Origin of the sequence: Nocardioides marmorisolisilvae (assembly GCF_031656915.1) — a bacterium.
In the GTDB taxonomy this organism is placed as follows: Bacteria; Actinomycetota; Actinomycetes; order Propionibacteriales; family Nocardioidaceae; genus Marmoricola; species Marmoricola terrisoli.
Genome location: NZ_CP134227.1, coordinates 3,408,320 through 3,425,439, shown reverse-complemented (window position 1 = coordinate 3,425,439; position 17,120 = coordinate 3,408,320). Strand labels below are relative to the sequence as shown.

The window sequence follows — 17,120 nt, the reverse complement described above, 5'->3', positions numbered from 1 at the left end:
GTGAAGTCGCACCTTCGCCGCCGGCTCGCCGGCCCGGCCCTGTTGCTGCTCATCCCGCTGACCGCGGCCTGCGGCTTCGGCGCCCAGACCGATCAGGTCTACCAGGCCGCCGCGGGCTCGAACAACCGCAGCGGGGAGGTCGACATTCTTAACGCCGTCGTGGTCAGCAAGACCCCCGGCACCGGGACGTTCGCGGGCACGCTGGTGAACAAGAACCAGACCCAGGCCGACCAGCTGGTCTCGGTCAGCGACGCGGTCAGCAACAAGACCATCAAGATCCCGCCGGCGGGAGCGGTCAACCTCGCCACCTCGGGCAAGATCCGGCTGAGCGATCCGTCGATCAAGGCCGGCGGCTACGTCGAGCTGACGCTGCAGTTCGCCAGCGGCCAGACCACCAAGATCAACACGCCGGTGTTCTCGAACACGGCCTACTTCGCGAAGGTGCCGGTCGGCCCGCTCCCGACCAAGAGCCCGTCGAAGAGCCCCTCGAACGGCCCCTCGAGCAGCCCCTCGGGCAGTGCGTCGCCGTCGTCCGGCGCGTCGCCGTCGGCCACGCCGAGCCAGTGAGCACGCTGGTCCTGCTCCGGCACGGGGAGAGCGACTGGAACGCCAAGAACCTCTTCACCGGCTGGGTGGACGTGCCGCTGACCGACAAGGGTCGCGCGGAGGCCGTCCACGGCGGTCGACAATTGGTCGAGGCCGGGCTGCTGCCGACCGTCGTACACACCTCGTTGCTGCGGCGCGCGATCACCACCGCGAACATCGCGCTCGACACCGCGGATCGGCACTGGATCCCGGTGCGTCGGTCCTGGCGGCTCAACGAACGGCACTACGGAGCGCTGCAGGGCAAGGACAAGAAGCGGACCCTGGAGGAGTACGGCGAGGAGCAGTTCACGCTCTGGCGCCGGTCCTTCGACGTACCCCCGCCGCCGATCGACGAGGACGACGAGTTCTCCTCCTCCGGTGACCCGCGCTACGCCGATCTCGGCGCGGACCTGCCCCGCACGGAGTGCCTCAAGGACGTGATCGCCCGGCTGCTGCCCTACTGGGAGTCCTCCATCGTGCCCGACCTGGCCGAGCAAGATGTGGTGCTGGTCGCCGCCCACGGCAACAGCCTGCGCGCGATCGTCAAGCATCTCGACGAGATCTCCGACGACGACATCGCCGGGCTGAACATCCCTACCGGGATGCCGCTGGTCTACGACCTCGACGATGCCGGCCGCCCGACCGCACCCGGCCGCTACCTCGACCCCGACGCCGCCGCGGCCGCAGCCGCCGCCGTCGCCAACCAGGGCCGCTGACCCTCTCTCTCCCCCGCCCGTTGAGTTGGGCCTCCGCGTCCGTTGAGTTGGACCTCGTGGTCCGACCAGTCGGGTGCTCGCGCTCGGGACCCGACCGCGACCCCCGACTCAACGGGCCGCAACCCCAGACTCAACGGACGGCAGGGCCCGACTCAACGGACGGCAGGGCCCGACTCAACGGACGGCAGGGCCCGACTCAACGGACGGCAGGGCCCGACTCAACGGACGGCAGGGCCCAACTCAACCCGCCCCCGGGGCGCACTGTTGCCGGTCCGTTCACCGGGTGTTCACCTGGGGCACCGGAGCCGGACACCTGGGCTGCCTACGGTGCGGGGCGTGAGACATGAATCGACATCCCCAGTACGGCGGAACGCCCGCCCCATCCTGACCGCCTCCCTGGCCGTCGTCGCCCTCGGGCTGACGGTGTCGGCCTGCGGGGCGGCTAACGAGACCCAGCTGACCAGCGATCACGGCGCCGGCGTGTCCGGCACCCTCAACGGGGCCGGGTCCAGCGCCCAGCAGGCCGCGCAGGAGGCGTGGCGAGCCAGCTTCCAGGAGGCCAACCCCTCCGCGACCGTGAACTACAACCCCAGCGGCTCCGGCGCCGGCCGCGAGCAGTTCCTCTCCGGTGGCTCCGACTTCGCCGGCTCCGACGCCGCCCTCGACCCGGCAGCCGGCGAGGTCGCCGCGGCCAAGAAGCGTTGCGGTGCCGACGCGATCGAGGTCCCCGACTACGTCAGCCCGATCGCGATCGTCTACAACCTCCCCGGCGTCGCGCACCTGCGCCTCGACGCGAAGACTCTGGCCGGCATCTTCGCCGGGAGGATCACCCGCTGGAACGACCCCGCGATCGCCGCGCTCAACAGCGGCACGCTGCCGAGCACCGCCATCACGCCGGTCCACCGGTCCGACTCGTCGGGGACCACCGACAACTTCACCGACTACTTGCACGCCGCGAGTGGCGGCGTCTGGCAGGCCGCACCCAGCGGTGACTGGCCGCTGAGGTCGGGTGAGGGCGCCAGCGGCACCTCGGGCATGGTGGCGGCGGTCAAGGCAGGCAAGGGCACGATCGCGTACGTCGACGAGAGCCAGGCCGGCGGTCTCAGTGTCGCCTCGATCCGGGTCGGCAAGCAGTACGTCGCCCCCTCGGCGGCCGGCGCAGCCAAGGCGCTGTCGGTCTCGCCGCTGGAGTCGGGCCGTCCCGCCTCGGATCTCGCCGTGCAGGTGGACCGGACCACGACCGCGCCCGGCGCCTACCCGCTGATGCTCACGTCCTACCTGATCGCCTGCCCGACCTACCCCGCGGCCCGCGCCGATCTGGTCAGGAGCTACCTCGCCCACGTGGTCAGCAGCGAGGGCCAGCGGCAGGCAGCGCAGGCAGCCGGATCGGCCCCGCTCCCGGCGAAGCTGCAGAAGAAGGCAGCAGCCCTGATCGACAGCATCGCGAGCAGCTGAGGTCGGCATGAGCATGAAGACCGGATCCACCGTTCGACGCCCTCACGAGGGTCACCCCGCCGGGCGCCCGGATGGTGACGCGCAGCGGGCGGGAGATCGGCGGATCCGGTCTGACGTGTGGGCCGGGTCGTCCAGGAACCGCCTGGGCGACCGAGTCTTCGCGGGTACGGCGCGCTCCGCCGGGCTGGTGATCCTGCTCGCCCTGGTGGGCGTGGTGGTGTTCTTGACCAGCGAGGGCCTGCCCGCGCTGAAGGCCGGCCCGCTCGACCTGCGCGGACACGGCAACCTGGTCGCGTACCTGTGGCCGCTGGTGTTCGGCACGGTGCTGGCCGCGACGCTGGCGATGCTGATCGCCGCCCCGCTCAGCGTCGGGGTCGCGCTGGCGGTCTCCCACTTCACCCCACGCCCGGTCGGCCGGGCGATCGGTCACGTGGTCGACCTGCTGGCTGCGATCCCCAGCGTGGTCTACGGATTGTGGGGCATCGGTGTCCTGGGACCCCGGCTGGTGCCGGTGTACCAGTGGCTCGGAGAGCACCTGTCCTGGCTGGCGTTCTTCAGCGGCCCGGTCTCCCCGACCGGCCGGACGATCCTGACCGCGGCCATCGTGCTGGCGATCATGGTGCTGCCGATCGTCACCGCGATCGCCCGCGAGATCTTCGCCCAGACCCCGCTGTTGCAGGAGGAGGCCGCGCTGGCGCTCGGCGCCACCCGGTGGGAGATGGTCCGGCTCGCCGTACTCCCCTATGCCCGCAGCGGCCTGGTGTCGGCGGTCATGCTCGGCCTGGGCCGGGCACTCGGCGAGACGATGGCGGTCGCGATGGTGCTCTCGGCCACCGGAGTCGTCACCTTCGACCTCACCTCCAGCACCAATCCCTCGACGATCGCGGCGAACATCGCCCTGAACTTCCCCGAGTCCAGTGGCCTCGCGGTCAACGCGCTGATCGCCAGCGGGCTGGTGCTGTTCGCGATCACGCTGGCCGTCAACGTGGCGGCGCGTGCCCTCGTCGCCTCCCGTGGAAGGAGCCTCGGCCGATGACCGACGTCCTGTTCGAGCCGATCCACCAACCTCAGTTCGCCCGGCTCGTCGTCCGCAAGGGCCGGCTGCCCGGCTGGGCTCCCGCCCTGACCGCGGTCGTCTCGCTGGCGGCTGCGTGCCTGGTCGGCATCGGCCTTCGCTGGAGCCCATTCGCCGTCGTCGCCCTGGCCGCGGCCCTGCACGCGGCGGCGCTGCCGGCCTGGTCGGCGGTGGTCGAGAACAGCCGCGCCGCGGTCGACCGACTCGCGACCTCACTGGTGTGGGTCGCGCTCGCGGTCGCGCTGGTGCCGTTGGTGTCCCTGATCCAACAGGTGGTCGCGCTCGGGGCGGGCCAGATCGACGGCGAGTTCCTGACCTGGTCGATGCGCAACGTGATCGGCAGCGGCGGTGGGATCTACCACGCCGTCGTCGGCACCGTGCTGATCACCCTGGCGGCGACCGCGATCTCGGTGCCGCTGGGCCTGCTCGCCGCGATCTACCTGGTCGAGTACGGCGGCAGCTCGCGGACCGCCGCCGGGCTGCGGTTCCTGGTGGACGTGATGACCGGGATCCCCTCGATCGTGGCCGGTCTGTTCGCCTACGCCGTGTTCGCGCTGGTCCTGGGCCCGGGCATCCACCTGGGCGTCGGCGGATCGGTGGCACTGTCGCTGCTGATGGTGCCGATCGTGGTCCGCTCGTCCGAGGAGATGCTCCGGCTGGTCCCGGTCGAGCTGCGGGAGGCGTCGTACGCCCTCGGGGTGCCGAAGTGGCGCACCGTGGTGCGAGTCGTTCTCCCGGCGGCGCGGGCCGGCATCATCACCGGCGTCACCCTGGCCATCGCCCGGGTGGTCGGGGAGACCGCGCCGCTGCTGATCATCGCCGGCGCCACCGACTCGGTGAACACCAACCTGTTCGGCGGCCAGATGGAGAGCCTGCCGGTGTTCATCTACTACAGCTACACCCAGCCCGGGCTGCACCCGGAGTACGCCCAAGGGCACGCCTGGGGTGCGGCGCTGGTGCTGATCGCGATCGTGGTGCTGCTCAACCTGGCTGCCCGCGCGCTCGGCCGGCTGCCCGCGCTGCGCGTGCACCGACGTCGATAGGAGCACGAAATGGCGAAGAGCATCGAGGTCACCGACCTCGACATCTACTACGGCGACTTCCTCGCGGTCGAGGGGGTCAGCATGCGCATCCCGGCCCGCTCGGTGACCGCGCTGATCGGCCCGTCGGGCTGCGGGAAGTCCAGCTTCCTGCGCTCGTTGAACCGGATGCACGAGGTGGTGCCGGGCGCGCGCGTGCAGGGCACGGTCGCGGTGGACGGCCAGTCGCTGTACGACGCCGGCGTCGACCCGGTCGAGGTGCGTCGACAGATCGGCATGGTGTTCCAGCGCCCCAACCCGTTCCCGACGATGTCGATCTACGACAACGTGCTGGCCGGGATGAAGCTGAACAACCGCCGGATCCCGCGGAGCGAGGCCGACGACGTGGTGGAGCGGTCGCTGCGTGGGGCGAACCTGTGGGAGGAGGTCAAGGACCGGCTGAACAAGCCGGGCAAGGACCTCTCCGGCGGCCAGCAGCAGCGGCTGTGCATCGCGCGCGCCATCGCCGTACGCCCCCAGGTGCTGCTGATGGACGAGCCGTGCTCGGCCCTCGACCCGATCTCGACATCGGCGATCGAGGCGCTGATCGGCGAGCTCAAGCGCGACTACACGATCGTGATCGTCACCCACAACATGCAGCAGGCCGCGCGGGTTTCCCAGGAGACCGCGTTCTTCAACCTGGCCGGAGCGGGCAGGCCGGGCCGGCTGGTCGAGATGAACCCGACCGAGAAGGTGTTCTCCTCGCCGGACAACCCCGACACCGAGGCCTACGTATCCGGCCGGTTCGGGTGACCTACGCCGCGGTGGCTGCACCGTACGATCAGCAGCGTGACTGAGCTGCTGTTCGCCCTGCTCGGTGTCGTGCTCGGCGGAGGGGTGGTGCTCGCGTGGCGGGTCAGCGAGCGCGAGCTGCGGACCGGCCCGGTCACGCCGCCGACGCTCCCCGACGGGGTGGCCGCGGTGCTCTCGGTGCTGCGCAGCAGCGCCCTGGTGGTCGATGACGACGACGTCGTGCTCAAGGCCTCGGCCCCCGCGGTGGCGATCGGGCTGGTCCGCGATCAGCGGATCGCCGTACCGGAGCTGGCCGAGCTGGTCGCCCAGGTACGCCGCGACGGCCAGGTCCGTGAGACCGAGCTGGTGGTGCCCCGCAGCGCCGGGAAGCCGCCTCGTCATGTCAGCGTCCGGGTGGCGCCGCTGGGCTCCTGGTTCGTGCTGGCGCTGGTCGAGGATCGCAGCCGCGAACACCGCGTCGAGGCGGTACGACGCGACTTCGTGGCCAACGTGAGCCACGAGCTCAAGACGCCCGTCGGTGCGCTGAAGTTGCTCTCCGACACCGTCGCCGACGCCGCCGACGACCCCGAGGCGGTACGCCGGTTCGCTGGCCGGATGCACGTGGAGAGCGACCGGCTCACCCGGCTGGTGCAGCAGATCATCGAGCTCTCCCGACTCCAGGACGACGACCCGCTGGACTCCCCGGCCGCGGTGCCGCTGGACGAGCTGGTCGTGACCACCTTCGATGAGCTGCACACCGACGCGGATGCCCGCGGCATCGTGCTCTCCTACCCGCCCACCGGGCTGGTGCTGCTCGGTCACGCCGGCCAGATCGGCCTCGCGCTCGGCAACCTGGTGGCCAACGCGGTCAAGTACTCCGAGGACGGCTCGACCGTGCAGGTCACCGCACGCGTCCGCGACGACATGGTGGAGCTGTCGGTGAGCGACATGGGGATGGGCATCCCGCCCGGCGAGCTGGACCGGATCTTCGAGCGCTTCTACCGCGTCGACCGGGCCCGGCCACGGGCCACCGGTGGCACCGGGCTGGGGCTCTCGATCGTCAAGCACGTGGCGGCGTCGCATGGCGGTGAGGTCACCGTCAGGTCGGTGGAGGGAGAGGGGTCCACGTTCACGCTGACCCTGCCGCGCCGCCCCGACCGAGGTCCGGCGACACGGCCGGCCCTGTCGCCGCAGCAGGGGGAGGCACGGACGTGACGCGGGTGCTGGTGGTCGAGGACGAGGAGAGCTACCGCGAGGCGCTCTCGTTCCTGCTGGAGCGCGAGGGCTTCGAGGTCACCGTCGCCGCGACCGGGCCGGACGCGCTGGCTGCGTTCGAGCGCGGAGGCGCCGACATCGTGCTGCTGGACGTGATGCTGCCCGGGCTGCCCGGCACCGAGGTGTGTCGGCGGATCCGGCAGGTCTCGCAGGTTCCGGTGATCATGGTCAGCGCCCGCGACGAGGAGGTCGACAAGGTGGTCGGCCTCGAGCTCGGCGCGGACGACTACGTCACCAAGCCGTACTCCCCTCGCGAGCTGCTCGCCCGGATCCGCGCGGTGCTGCGGCGCGGCGTCGAGGTGCCCGACCTCGACCCGCAGGTGCTGTCCGCGGCAGGCGTCCGGATGGACGTCGAGCGGCACGAGGTCAGCGTCCGTGGTGAGCCGATCGCCCTGCCGCTGAAGGAGTTCGAGCTCCTCGAGGCTCTGCTGCGCAACGCCGGCCGGGTGCTCACCCGTGGCCAGCTGATCGACCGGGTCTGGGGCGCCGACTACGTCGGGGACACCAAGACCCTGGACGTGCATGTGAAGCGGCTGCGCGCGAAGCTCGAGGAGGACCCGGGCCAGCCGCGTCTGCTGCGCACCGTGCGCGGGCTGGGCTACAAGCTCGAGGACTGAACGGGCCTCAGCGGCGGTGCGGCAGGTCGCGCCGCAGCATGCGAGGCAGGTACGCCGCGCCGGGGGCGTCCTCGCTGCCCGCGGCGACGTCATCGGGGTTGGAGATCGCACACCGCTTCATCGACAGGCAGCCGCAGCCGATGCACGAGTCCAGCCCGTCCCGCAGCCGACGCAGTGCAGCGATCTGCTCGTCCAGCCGCCCCCGCCAATGCCGCGAGATGCGCTGCCAGTCGGCCTTGGTGGGTGTCCGTCCCTGGGGTAGCCGGTCAAGCTCGCCGCGGATCTCCTCGATGCTCAGCCCAATGTTCCCGGCCGCCCGGATGAAGGCGAGGCGGCGCAGCGTGCTGCGCTCGAACGTGCGTTGACCGCCGGGCGACCGCTCCGCCGTGATCAGGCCCTGGCTCTCGTAGTAGCGCAGCGCCGACGCGGCGAAGCCGCTGCGCCGGGAGACCTCGCCCATCGGCAGTCGGTCGTGCGTGTCCACGTTCGCCTCCAGAGAAAAGTGCTGTCAGCCCTTGATCTCAAGTTCACTTCAACTTGAACACTGGCATACATGACCACAGAATCCAAGAACACCCGACCGCCGGTCGCTCTCGTCACCGGCGGCTCCGCTGGCCTCGGGCTCGCCCTCGTCGCTGCGCTCGCCGACCGCGGCTGGCAGGTGATCACCGACGGCCGGGATGCCGACCGGCTGCGCCGGGCCACCGCTGACCTGCCGGTCCGGGCCATCGCCGGCGACGTCCGCTCAGCCGCCCATAGGGCCCGGCTCGCCGACGCCGTCGAGGAGCTCGGCCGTCTCGACCTGCTGGTGCACAACGCCAGCGAGCTGGGCCCGATGCGCACCCTGGCCGAGTCGCCGGCGTACGGGTTGGCCGATGTCTTCGCGACCAACGTCGAGGCCCCGCTCGAGCTCAGCCGGCTGCTGCTCCCCCACCTGCTGCACAGCGACGGGATCCTGCTGTCGGTCTCGTCCGACGCGGCCGTCGAGCACTACGGCACCTGGGGGCTGTACGGCGCCAGCAAAGCCGCGCTCGACCACGTCACCCTCACCTTCGGTGCCGAGACCGGCGTGACGGCCTACGCGGTGGATCCCGGCGACATGCGCACCGCGATGCACCAGCAGGCCTTCCCCGGCGAGGACATCTCGGACCGGCCGCTGCCGGGGACGGTGGTGCCGCACCTGCTCGCGCTGCTGACCGAACGACCGGCGTCGGGCCGGTACCGGGCCGCAGAGCTGGCGCCGGCGGTGGCGTCATGACGCTGCTCACCGACTCCCCTCACACCCGCTTCCCCGCTCCGCTGGAGACCACCGCACCGGCGCCCGCCGAGTGGCGCGGCCTGGCCCGTGACCAGGTGCGGCTGCTGGTCGCCCGGCCCGACGGGATCAGTCACGTCCGCTTCCGCGACCTTCCCGAGCAGCTCGCCGCCGGCGATCTCGTGGTGGTGAACAACTCCGCGACCGAGGCCCGGCAGCTCGACGGCCGTCTGCTCGGCGGCGACCCGGTGGTCGTCCACCTGGCGATGCCGCTCGACGACGGCGACTGGGTGGTCGAGCTGCGGTCCGCGCCCGCTGCTGATCGGGCAGTTCTCGACGCCGCGACCGGCGACATCGTGCTCGTGGGCCGGGTGCTGCTGCGGCTGGCGGCGCCGTACCCTCGCGAGCACTCGTCGCCGACCGGCGTCGGCAACCGGCTCTGGCGGGCGCACGTCGACGGCGACCTGGTCGAGGAGCTGCGCAGGCACGGCCGTCCGATCTCCTACGGGTACCTCGATCGCCGCTACCCGTTGTCGGCCTACCGATCCGTCTTCGATTCCCGCCCCGGAAGCGCCGAGATGCCCTCGGCCGGACGCCCCTTCACCGACGCGCTGGTGAGCGCACTGGTGTCCCGGGGCATCGGCATCGCGCCGATCACGCTGCACACCGGGGTCTCGTCCCAGGAGGTCGGTGAGGCGCCGCAGCCGGAGTGGTTCGAGGTCACCGAGCCGACGGCGCGCCTGGTGAACGCCACCCGCGCCGGTGGCGGGCGCGTGGTCGCGGTCGGCACGACGGTGACTCGGGCGCTGGAGTCCGCCGTCGATGCGGGCACGGTGGTCGCGCGGCACGGCTGGACCGAGCGGGTGATCTCCCCGAGCGATCCTGCCCGCGTCGTGGACGGCCTGGTCACCGGCTGGCACGACCCGCACGCCTCGCATCTGCTCCTCGTCGAGTCGGTCGCCGGCGCGGACCTGACCCAGCGGGCGTATGACGCGGCCGTGGCCGAGGGCTACCTCTGGCACGAGTTCGGCGACTCCGCACTGTTCCTGCCCTGATCGCTGTGGCGGAAGGGCTGTCAGTTCGGGGCACCGGTCCGGCAGGCCCCGCGTGGCCCACGGGCCGCCCCGGCGAGCTGACAGCCCGAGTGCAACGAAGCTTGTCCGGATTTCGACGGACGGTGTCCGAAATCCGCGTGCCCCCAAGGGATCGGGCCACCTAGATTGGCTGCCGTGACGATCGCACCGGCCAGCCGCACCGCCGGCCCGGCCCCGCTCATCGCGGCCGCGGTCACCCTGCTGCTGTGGGCATCCGCCTTCGTGGCGATCCGGCACCTGGGCCACGACGTGCCGCCGGGCGCGCTCTCGCTCGGCAGGCTGCTGGTCGCCTCCGCGGTGCTGGGGGCGTTGGTGCTCCGACGCGGGCCGACCTGGCCGCCACGGCGGGACCTGCCGCTGCTGCTGCTGTGCGGGGTCGCCTGGTTCGGCGTCTACAACCTGGCGCTCAACGCGGCCGAGCGCCGGATCGACGCGGGCACCTCGGCGCTGCTGGTGCAGGTGGGCCCGATCCTGGTCGCGCTGCTCGCCACGGTGTTCCTCGGCGAGCGGATGACCCGCTGGCTGCTGATCGGGATGGCGGTCGGGTTCCTCGGCGTGGTGGCGATCGGGCGCGGCTCCTCCCAGGGACACGGCGACCTGCTGGGCGTCGGCCTGGCGCTCGTCGCCGCGGTGACCTACGCGATCGGCGTCCTCGCCCAGAAGCCGCTGCTGGCCCGGACGCCCGGCCTGGAGATCACCTTCCTGGCGTGCGTGACCGGCGCAGTGGTCTGCCTGCCGTGGACCGGCCAACTCGTGCATGTCGTCGGCCATGCGCCGGCCAGCAGCCTGCTGTGGATCGTCTACCTCGGCGTCTTCCCGACCGCGATCGGCTTCACCACCTGGGCGTTCGCGCTGAAGTCCAGCGACGCCGGGAGGCTGGCGCTGACCACGTTCCTGGTGCCGTTCATCGCGACCGGGCTGGCCTGGCTGATGCTCGGTGAGGTGCCGCCGGCGCTGGCGTTCGTGGGCGGGGTGCTGTGCATCGCCGGCGTGCTGGTGACCCGTCGCAGGCCTCGGGTCGCGGCGACGCCGGAGGTCCCGGAGGTCATGCCCGCGTCGCAGTAGCCCTCAGTCGCGCGGGCGGAGCGCCTCGAAGGCCTCGAGGTTGCGGGTGGACTCGCCGCGCTCGAGGCGCCACTCCCACTCCTTGCGGATCGAGGAGGCGAAGCCGAGCTCGAGCAGCACGTTGAACGACTCGTCGGCATAGCTGAGCACCGAGCCGAGCAGCCGGTCGATCTCGTCGGCGGTGATGACCGACAGCGGCAGCCGGCCGTCGAGGTAGATGTCACCGAGCGCGTCGAGTCCGAACGCCACCCCGAACATCCGCATGTTCCGTTCGAGCATCCAGCGGTAGACCCCCTCGAAGTTCTCGTCGGGCCGGCGGCACACGAACGCGTGCACGCCGAGCGCATGCGGGCCGATCTCCAGCCGGACGGGCGTCTGGAGCTTGCGCTCGCCGGGGAGTACGACGTCGAAGACGTCACCGCGCCGGGTGAACTCGATCTCGCCGTCCACCAGGGTGTCGTGGATCAGCTGGGCGAGGGCCTGGCGCTCCGGGTCCGGCGTCGCGTCGAGTCCCTCAGTCGGTTCAGTCACGATGCATCAGCTCCCGGGCCTGCTCGTAGACGGACAGGGTCGCCTGCGCCGTACGGGACCAGCTGAACCGGGCCGCGTGCTCGACGGCGGCGGCGGACATCCGGGCACGCAGCGGCGGGTCCTGCAGGATCCGGCCGATGGCATCCGCCCAGTCGGCGGGCGCGTGCCCGTCGACGAGCAGGCCGGATCGGCCGTCGGCGACCGCGGTGGGCAGCCCGCCGACCGCTGCGGCGACGACGGGCGTCCCGACGGCCTGGGCCTCGATGGCGACCAGCCCGAAGGACTCGTTGTAGGAGGGCACGCAGACCAGCGAGGCGGCGGCGTACCAGTCGACGAGGTCGGCGCGATCGACCGGCGGCACGAAGCGCACCACGTCGGCCAGGCCGAGCTCGCCGGCCAGCTGGGACAGCGACTCGGGGTGCTCCAGGCCGGTGCCGGACGGCCCGCCGACCACCGCGACCACGAGCCGACGGCGCCGCTCGGGTTGGCGGTCGAGCAGCGCGGCGGCCGCCCGGAGGAGTACGTCGGGGGCCTTCAGCGGCTGGATCCGTCCGACGAACAGCAGCACGTCGGCGTCCTCGGGCAGGCCGAGCCGGCCGCGGGCCTCCGCCTGCGGGGTCGGTCGGAACAGCGCCAGGTCGACGCCGGGGTGGACCACCTCGACCCGGGTCGGGTCCGCGTCGTAGCTGTTGACCAGGTCCTTGGCCTCGTCGACGGTGTTCGCGATCAGCATGTCCGCGGCCTCGACGACCTGCTCCTCGCCGATGATCCGGGCGGTCGGCTCGGGGACGTCGCCCTCGGCGAGCAGCTCGTTCTTGACCTTGGCCATGGTGTGCATCGAGTGCACCAGCGGGACCCCCCATCGGTCCCGGGCGAGCGCGCCGACCTGGCCGGAGAGCCAGTAGTGGCTGTGCACCACGTCGTAGTGGCCGGGGTCGAAGGACGCCTCGGTGCGCAGCACCTCACGCGCGAAGGTGCACAGCTGGCCGGGCAGCTCGCCCTTGGTCAGCCCCTCGAACGGCCCGGCGACCATGTGGCGTACGGCGACGCCGGGGGTCATCTCGACCTCGGTCGCATGTCCCGACGAGGTGGCCCGGGTGAAGATGTCCACCTCGATGCCCCGCCGGGCGAGCTGGCGGGCGACCTCGGTGACGTAGACGTTCATCCCGCCGGCGTCGCCGGTGCCCGGCTGGTCGAGCGGGGAGGTGTGCAGGCTGATCATCGCGACCCGGCGCAGGGGCTTCCCGCGCTGCTGCGTGATCTGCTGCTGGTCCACGTCCAACCTCCAACGTCCCCTGATTGTCGTCCATTCCCCGACTTGTACCCTCGGCGGTGTGCAGATGACGACCGCACTGGTGACCGGCGCGAGCAGCGGCATCGGCGAGGCGACGGCCCGCGCCCTCGCCGCCGACGGGTTCTCGGTGGTCTGCGTGGCGCGCCGGGCCGACCGGATCGCAGCGCTGGCCGAGGAGATCGACGGGACCGCGATCACCTGCGACGTGACCTCGCCCGACTCGGTCTCCGCGCTGGCCGAGGCGGTCGGCGGGCGGCTCGACGTACTCGTCAACTGTGCCGGTGGCGCGCTGGGCTCCGACCCGGTCGAGTCCGCCGACCTGGCCGACTGGCAGCAGATGTACGACGTCAACGTGCTCGGCCTGGTCCGGGTCACCCAGACCCTGCTGCCCGCCCTGCGCGCCAGTGGCCAGGGACTGGTGGTCAACGTGGGCTCGACCGCCGGGCGGGTCGCGTACGAGGGTGGGGGTGGCTACACGGCCGCCAAGCACGGCACCCGGGTGGTGACCCAGACGCTTCGCCTGGAGCTCAACGGCGAGCCGATCCGGGTCACCGAGATCGCGCCCGGGATGGTGCACACCGAGGAGTTCTCGCTGGTCCGCTTCGGTGGCGACCGCGACCGTGCCGAGGCCGTCTACGCCGATGTCGACTCCCCGCTCGTGGCCACCGACGTCGCCGAGGCGATCCGCTGGGTCGCCTCGCTGCCCCGCCACGTCAACATCGACGAGCTGGTGATCCGCCCGGTGGCCCAGGCCGCCCAGCACAAGCTGCACCGCGGCCCGATCTTCGGCTGAGCGACCTTTCCCAGGTTAAGAACCCATCGGTCACGCATCGGGTCACATTCTCGCGGCCTGATCCGAATCAGTGGCGTGTTTGCGGGTGCCGAGTCGCTGGGAGTACGGCGAGGCGCGGATCCGCCGTACTTCCCCCAGGAATGTCCCTCTTCACACACCAACTCTCCTGTGGGAAGGGCGACTTTGGGTTCTTAACCTGGGAAAGTCATCGGCCCAGGAACGCCCGGATCCCGGCCACCACGGCCATGGCGTAGCGGTGCCGGCCCCGGACGGTGCTCATCTGATGAGCGTCGGAGCGGTTGTGGACGTTGCCGATCTCGACCATCGCGACCGGCACCCGGGCCATGTTCAGGGTGCCGAGGTCGTTGCGGGGGTTCAGCGCCGTACCGCCGCCGATGTAGTTCGACCGGGCGATGTGGTGCCGGTCGAAGCCGCGCCGGACGGCCTTGGCCAGGCGCATCGACGGGCGCACGTTCGACGGCTTGACCAGGTGCCCGCGCGACGGCGGGATCACGTGGAAGCCGTGGAAGGAGCGGTTCACCTCGCCGTCGGCGTGGATGCTCACCATCAGCCGGGCGTCGACCCTCTTGCCGAACCGGCCACGCGTGTCCACGCAGGGACCCCACCGGCGCTCGCTGTTGGAGCCGCGGGTGAGGAACACCTTCGCGCCGAGCTGCTCCAGCCGGGCGCGCGCCTGCCGGGCGATCCGCCACACGATGGTGGCCTCGGGCAGCCCTCCGTCGATGGCGGTTCCGGTGGTGTTGCAGGCCTTGCGGTAGTCGCGCCCCGCCTTGACGATGCGGTTGATCTCCGCGGGGAAGTTGTGGTTGCCGAGCTGGTGCCCCGGGTCAAGCGCGATCCGGATGCCAGCCAGCGGCAGCCGGCCGGCCAGGTGCGCGCCCCCGCTGGAGCTGTACGACGTCTGCCGGTACGGCGTGCCCGGCGCATGCGCGACCCCGGGAATCAGACTGACCAGCACGGCGAGCGCGAGCGCCCACGGGCCCGCGGTGAGGGCGAGTCGACGGGTCACCGGCTCAGTCCCTTGGCGATCCGGCTGACGGCCTCGTCCATCAGGGTGGCCGCCCGGGCGTGCAGCTCGAGCCCGCGCTGCCAGGGGTCGGGGACGTCGTAGTCCTCCAGCCGGGCCCGCGAGCGGGCTGCTGCGGCCGCGGCGACCAGCCCGTTGAGGTCGGGGTCGTCGACCTCCTCGAGCAGGGCGGCGAACTCGCGCACGGTGAAGGTCCGGCGCAGCGCCGAGGGCACCTCGCTGAGGACCCGCGACCGGATCTCGAGCGTGGCGGTCAGCACCAGGTCGGCATCGCGCAGCATCTGCTCGGTGAGCCGCCGCGCCACGAACCCGTCGGCCCGGCCGCCCCGGGCTGCCAGCTCGGCGGCGGACTCCGGGGACATCGGGGCGCCCTCGAGGGCGTTCACGCCGGCGCTGGCGACCTCGAAGCCCTCGGCCGGCAGCCGCAGCTGCATCAGTCGCTCGCCCAACGGCGAACGGCACACGTTCCCGATGCAGACGAAGAGCACGCGGAACCTGGTCACGTCATCCACGATAGACTCGGGTGCTGCGTCCTCGACGCAACAACCCCCACCCTCCCTACGGCGGCTCAGACCTGCCCTCACCCTTGAAAGCATTCTATGTCGCGCCAGTCCCGCTCCGACCTACGAAACGTGGCAATCGTCGCCCACGTCGACCACGGCAAGACCACGCTGGTCGACGCGATGCTGCGCCAGGCGGGAGCGTTCACCGCGCACCAGGCGGAGAGCGTAGCCGAGCGCGCGATGGACACCGGCGAGCTGGAGCGCGAGAAGGGCATCACCATCCTCGCGAAGAACACCGCGGTGCACTACGCCGGCCCCGCGGCCGAGGGCAAGCCGATGACGATCAACATCATCGACACCCCCGGCCACGCCGACTTCGGTGGCGAGGTCGAGCGCGGGCTGTCGATGGTCGACGGCATCGTGCTGCTGGTCGACGCCTCCGAGGGCCCGCTGCCGCAGACCCGGTTCGTGCTGCGCAAGGCGCTCAACGCCGATATGCCGGTGATCCTGGTGGTGAACAAGACCGACCGGGGTGACGCCCGGATCGCCGAGGTGGTCGACGAGACCTACGAGCTGTTCTTGGACCTGCTCGACGAGTCGCACAGCCAGGACGCGCTCGACTTCCCCGTCGTCTACGCCTCCGGGCGTGCGGGCATCGCGAGCCTGACCCAGCCGGAGAACGCGTCGATGCCCGAGGGGGACAACCTCGAGCCGCTGTTCAAGACGATCCTGGACACGATCCCGGCGCCGACCTACACCGACGGCGCGCCGCTCCAGGCGCACGTTACCAACCTCGACGCGTCGCCGTTCCTGGGCCGCCTCGCGCTGGTCCGGATCCACGAGGGCAACCTGCGCAAGGGCCAGAACGTCGCCTGGATCCGGCGCGACGGCACCACCAAGAACGTCAAGATCACCGAGCTCCTGGTCACCGAGGGCCTCGAGCGCAAGCCGGGCGAGAGCGCCGGGCCGGGTGACATCGTTGCCGTCGCCGGCATCCCGGACATCACCATCGGCGAGACGCTGGCCGACCCGGAGAGCCCGGTGGCGCTGCCGCTGATCCACGTCGACGAGCCGGCCATCTCGATGACCATCGGCACCAACACCTCACCGCTGGCCGGTCGCGGGCCGACCAAGAACACCAAGGTCACCGCGAGGCTGGTCAAGGACCGCCTCGACTCCGAGCTGGTCGGCAACGTCTCGCTGAAGGTGCTCCCCACCGAGCGTCCCGACGCGTGGGAGGTGCAGGGCCGCGGCGAGCTGGCGCTGGCGATCCTGGTCGAGCAGATGCGCCGGGAGGGCTTCGAGCTGACCGTCGGCAAGCCGCAGGTGGTGACCCGCGAGATCGACGGCAAGCTGCACGAGCCGACGGAGCGGCTGACCGTCGACGCCCCCGAGGAGCACCTCGGTGCGATCACCCAGCTGCTCGCCGTGCGCAAGGGGCGGCTGGAGCAGATGACCAACCACGGCACCGGCTGGGTGCGGATGGAGTTCCTGGTCCCGTCCCGTGGGCTGATCGGCTTCCGCACGGAGTTCCTCACCATCACCCGCGGCACCGGCATCGCCCACCACATCTCCGAGGGCTACGAGCCGTGGGCCGGCGAGATCCGCTCACGCTCGCAGGGCTCGCTGGTGGCGGACCGGTCCGGCGCGGCCACGGCCTACGCGATGACGAACCTGCAGGAGCGCGGTGTCCTCTTCGTCGAGCCGACCACCGAGGTCTACGAGGGCATGATCGTCGGGGAGAACTCCCGCGCCGACGACATGGACGTCAACATCACCAAGGAGAAGCAGCAGACCAACGTGCGGTCGGCCACCTCGGACAACTTCGAGAAGCTGATCCCGCCGAAGAAGCTGTCGCTGGAGCAGTCCTTGGAGTTCTGCCGCGACGACGAGTGCGTCGAGGTGACTCCGGATGCGGTCCGGATCCGCAAGGTGGTCCTCGACCAGCACGACCGGGCCAAGTCGGCCGCCCGCGCCCGGCGCGGCTGAGCGGCACAAGGGCT

Annotated in this window: 18 protein-coding genes; 13 read left to right on the top strand and 5 right to left on the bottom strand. The window is 71.5% G+C overall.

Features of this window, described 5'->3' with window-relative positions:
* The 8 genes from Q9R13_RS16515 to Q9R13_RS16480 all read left to right on the top strand — a co-directional run bounded on the left by Q9R13_RS16515 (position 1) and on the right by Q9R13_RS16480 (position 7,534).
* Positions 1 to 567, top strand: coding sequence for a copper chaperone PCu(A)C (locus Q9R13_RS16515; protein WP_310962268.1), 567 nt, complete (start codon positions 1 to 3; stop codon positions 565 to 567).
* Positions 564 to 1,301 (top strand): phosphoglyceromutase, encoded by a 738-nt coding sequence (locus tag Q9R13_RS16510; protein WP_310962267.1) that lies wholly within the window; start codon positions 564 to 566, stop codon positions 1,299 to 1,301. Before Q9R13_RS16515 ends, Q9R13_RS16510 begins: the two co-directional genes overlap by 4 nt.
* A 336-nt stretch (positions 1,302 to 1,637) precedes the next feature.
* Positions 1,638 to 2,756 carry a phosphate ABC transporter substrate-binding protein PstS gene (gene pstS, locus Q9R13_RS16505; protein ID WP_310962266.1) on the top strand — a complete coding sequence of 373 codons (1,119 nt, stop codon included), beginning with the start codon at positions 1,638 to 1,640 and terminating at the stop codon, positions 2,754 to 2,756.
* Positions 2,757 to 2,763: 7 nt separating this feature from the next.
* Positions 2,764 to 3,792, top strand: coding sequence for a phosphate ABC transporter permease subunit PstC (pstC, locus tag Q9R13_RS16500; protein WP_310962265.1), 1,029 nt, complete (start codon positions 2,764 to 2,766; stop codon positions 3,790 to 3,792).
* Positions 3,789 to 4,874: a phosphate ABC transporter permease PstA gene (pstA, locus tag Q9R13_RS16495; RefSeq protein ID WP_310962264.1), complete on the top strand. Its 1,086-nt coding sequence runs from the start codon at positions 3,789 to 3,791 to the stop codon at positions 4,872 to 4,874. Before pstC ends, pstA begins: the two co-directional genes overlap by 4 nt.
* A 9-nt stretch (positions 4,875 to 4,883) precedes the next feature.
* Complete coding sequence (gene pstB / locus Q9R13_RS16490) at positions 4,884 to 5,663, top strand: phosphate ABC transporter ATP-binding protein PstB (protein ID WP_310962263.1); 780 nt, start codon at positions 4,884 to 4,886, stop codon at positions 5,661 to 5,663.
* Positions 5,664 to 5,699: 36 nt separating this feature from the next.
* The gene (locus Q9R13_RS16485; RefSeq protein ID WP_310962262.1) at positions 5,700 to 6,857 is read left to right on the top strand and encodes a sensor histidine kinase; all 1,158 of its coding nucleotides are present in this window, start codon (positions 5,700 to 5,702) and stop codon (positions 6,855 to 6,857) included.
* Positions 6,854 to 7,534 (top strand): response regulator transcription factor, encoded by a 681-nt coding sequence (locus Q9R13_RS16480; protein ID WP_310962261.1) that lies wholly within the window; start codon positions 6,854 to 6,856, stop codon positions 7,532 to 7,534. Before Q9R13_RS16485 ends, Q9R13_RS16480 begins: the two co-directional genes overlap by 4 nt.
* Positions 7,535 to 7,541: 7 nt before the next feature.
* Here Q9R13_RS16480 and soxR read toward each other — a convergent pair whose 3' ends face one another.
* Complete coding sequence (soxR, locus tag Q9R13_RS16475; RefSeq protein WP_310962260.1) at positions 7,542 to 8,018, bottom strand: redox-sensitive transcriptional activator SoxR; 477 nt, start codon at positions 8,016 to 8,018, stop codon at positions 7,542 to 7,544.
* A gap of 69 nt (positions 8,019 to 8,087) precedes the next feature.
* On the opposite strand from soxR, the gene Q9R13_RS16470 reads away from it, so the two are divergent.
* The 3 genes from Q9R13_RS16470 (at position 8,088) to Q9R13_RS16460 (ending at position 10,948) form a co-directional block, all read left to right on the top strand.
* Positions 8,088 to 8,792 carry an SDR family NAD(P)-dependent oxidoreductase gene (locus Q9R13_RS16470; RefSeq protein ID WP_310962259.1) on the top strand — a complete coding sequence of 235 codons (705 nt, stop codon included), beginning with the start codon at positions 8,088 to 8,090 and terminating at the stop codon, positions 8,790 to 8,792.
* A complete protein-coding gene (locus tag Q9R13_RS16465; protein ID WP_310962258.1) occupies positions 8,789 to 9,844 on the top strand; it encodes an S-adenosylmethionine:tRNA ribosyltransferase-isomerase in 1,056 nt (351 codons plus the stop codon). Before Q9R13_RS16470 ends, Q9R13_RS16465 begins: the two co-directional genes overlap by 4 nt.
* 174 nt (positions 9,845 to 10,018) lie before the next feature.
* On the top strand, positions 10,019 to 10,948 hold the full coding sequence (locus Q9R13_RS16460; RefSeq protein ID WP_310962257.1) for a DMT family transporter: 930 nt from the start codon (positions 10,019 to 10,021) through the stop codon (positions 10,946 to 10,948).
* 3 nt (positions 10,949 to 10,951) lie between these two features.
* On the opposite strand, the gene Q9R13_RS16455 is transcribed toward Q9R13_RS16460, so the two are convergent.
* Both Q9R13_RS16455 and mshA read right to left on the bottom strand, forming a co-directional pair.
* Positions 10,952 to 11,413 carry a YbjN domain-containing protein gene (locus tag Q9R13_RS16455; protein ID WP_458295170.1) on the bottom strand — a complete coding sequence of 154 codons (462 nt, stop codon included), beginning with the start codon at positions 11,411 to 11,413 and terminating at the stop codon, positions 10,952 to 10,954.
* Positions 11,414 to 11,471: 58 nt separating this feature from the next.
* The gene (gene mshA / locus Q9R13_RS16450; protein WP_458295152.1) at positions 11,472 to 12,755 is read right to left on the bottom strand and encodes a D-inositol-3-phosphate glycosyltransferase; all 1,284 of its coding nucleotides are present in this window, start codon (positions 12,753 to 12,755) and stop codon (positions 11,472 to 11,474) included.
* Positions 12,756 to 12,819: 64 nt separating this feature from the next.
* Here mshA and Q9R13_RS16445 point away from each other — a divergent pair, with 64 nt between their 5' ends.
* Entirely contained in the window at positions 12,820 to 13,566 is a 747-nt protein-coding gene (locus Q9R13_RS16445; RefSeq protein WP_310962256.1) for an SDR family NAD(P)-dependent oxidoreductase, read from the top strand.
* A 205-nt stretch (positions 13,567 to 13,771) separates the two neighbouring features.
* On the opposite strand, the gene Q9R13_RS16440 is transcribed toward Q9R13_RS16445, so the two are convergent.
* Both Q9R13_RS16440 and Q9R13_RS16435 read right to left on the bottom strand, forming a co-directional pair.
* On the bottom strand, positions 13,772 to 14,596 hold the full coding sequence (locus tag Q9R13_RS16440; protein ID WP_310962255.1) for an N-acetylmuramoyl-L-alanine amidase: 825 nt from the start codon (positions 14,594 to 14,596) through the stop codon (positions 13,772 to 13,774).
* Positions 14,593 to 15,117, bottom strand: coding sequence for an arsenate reductase/protein-tyrosine-phosphatase family protein (locus Q9R13_RS16435; protein WP_310962254.1), 525 nt, complete (start codon positions 15,115 to 15,117; stop codon positions 14,593 to 14,595). Before Q9R13_RS16435 ends, Q9R13_RS16440 begins: the two co-directional genes overlap by 4 nt.
* 96 nt (positions 15,118 to 15,213) lie before the next feature.
* Between Q9R13_RS16435 and typA the strand changes: the two genes are divergently transcribed.
* Positions 15,214 to 17,106, top strand: coding sequence for a translational GTPase TypA (gene typA / locus Q9R13_RS16430; protein ID WP_310962253.1), 1,893 nt, complete (start codon positions 15,214 to 15,216; stop codon positions 17,104 to 17,106).
* Positions 17,107 to 17,120: the final 14 nt, after the last annotated feature.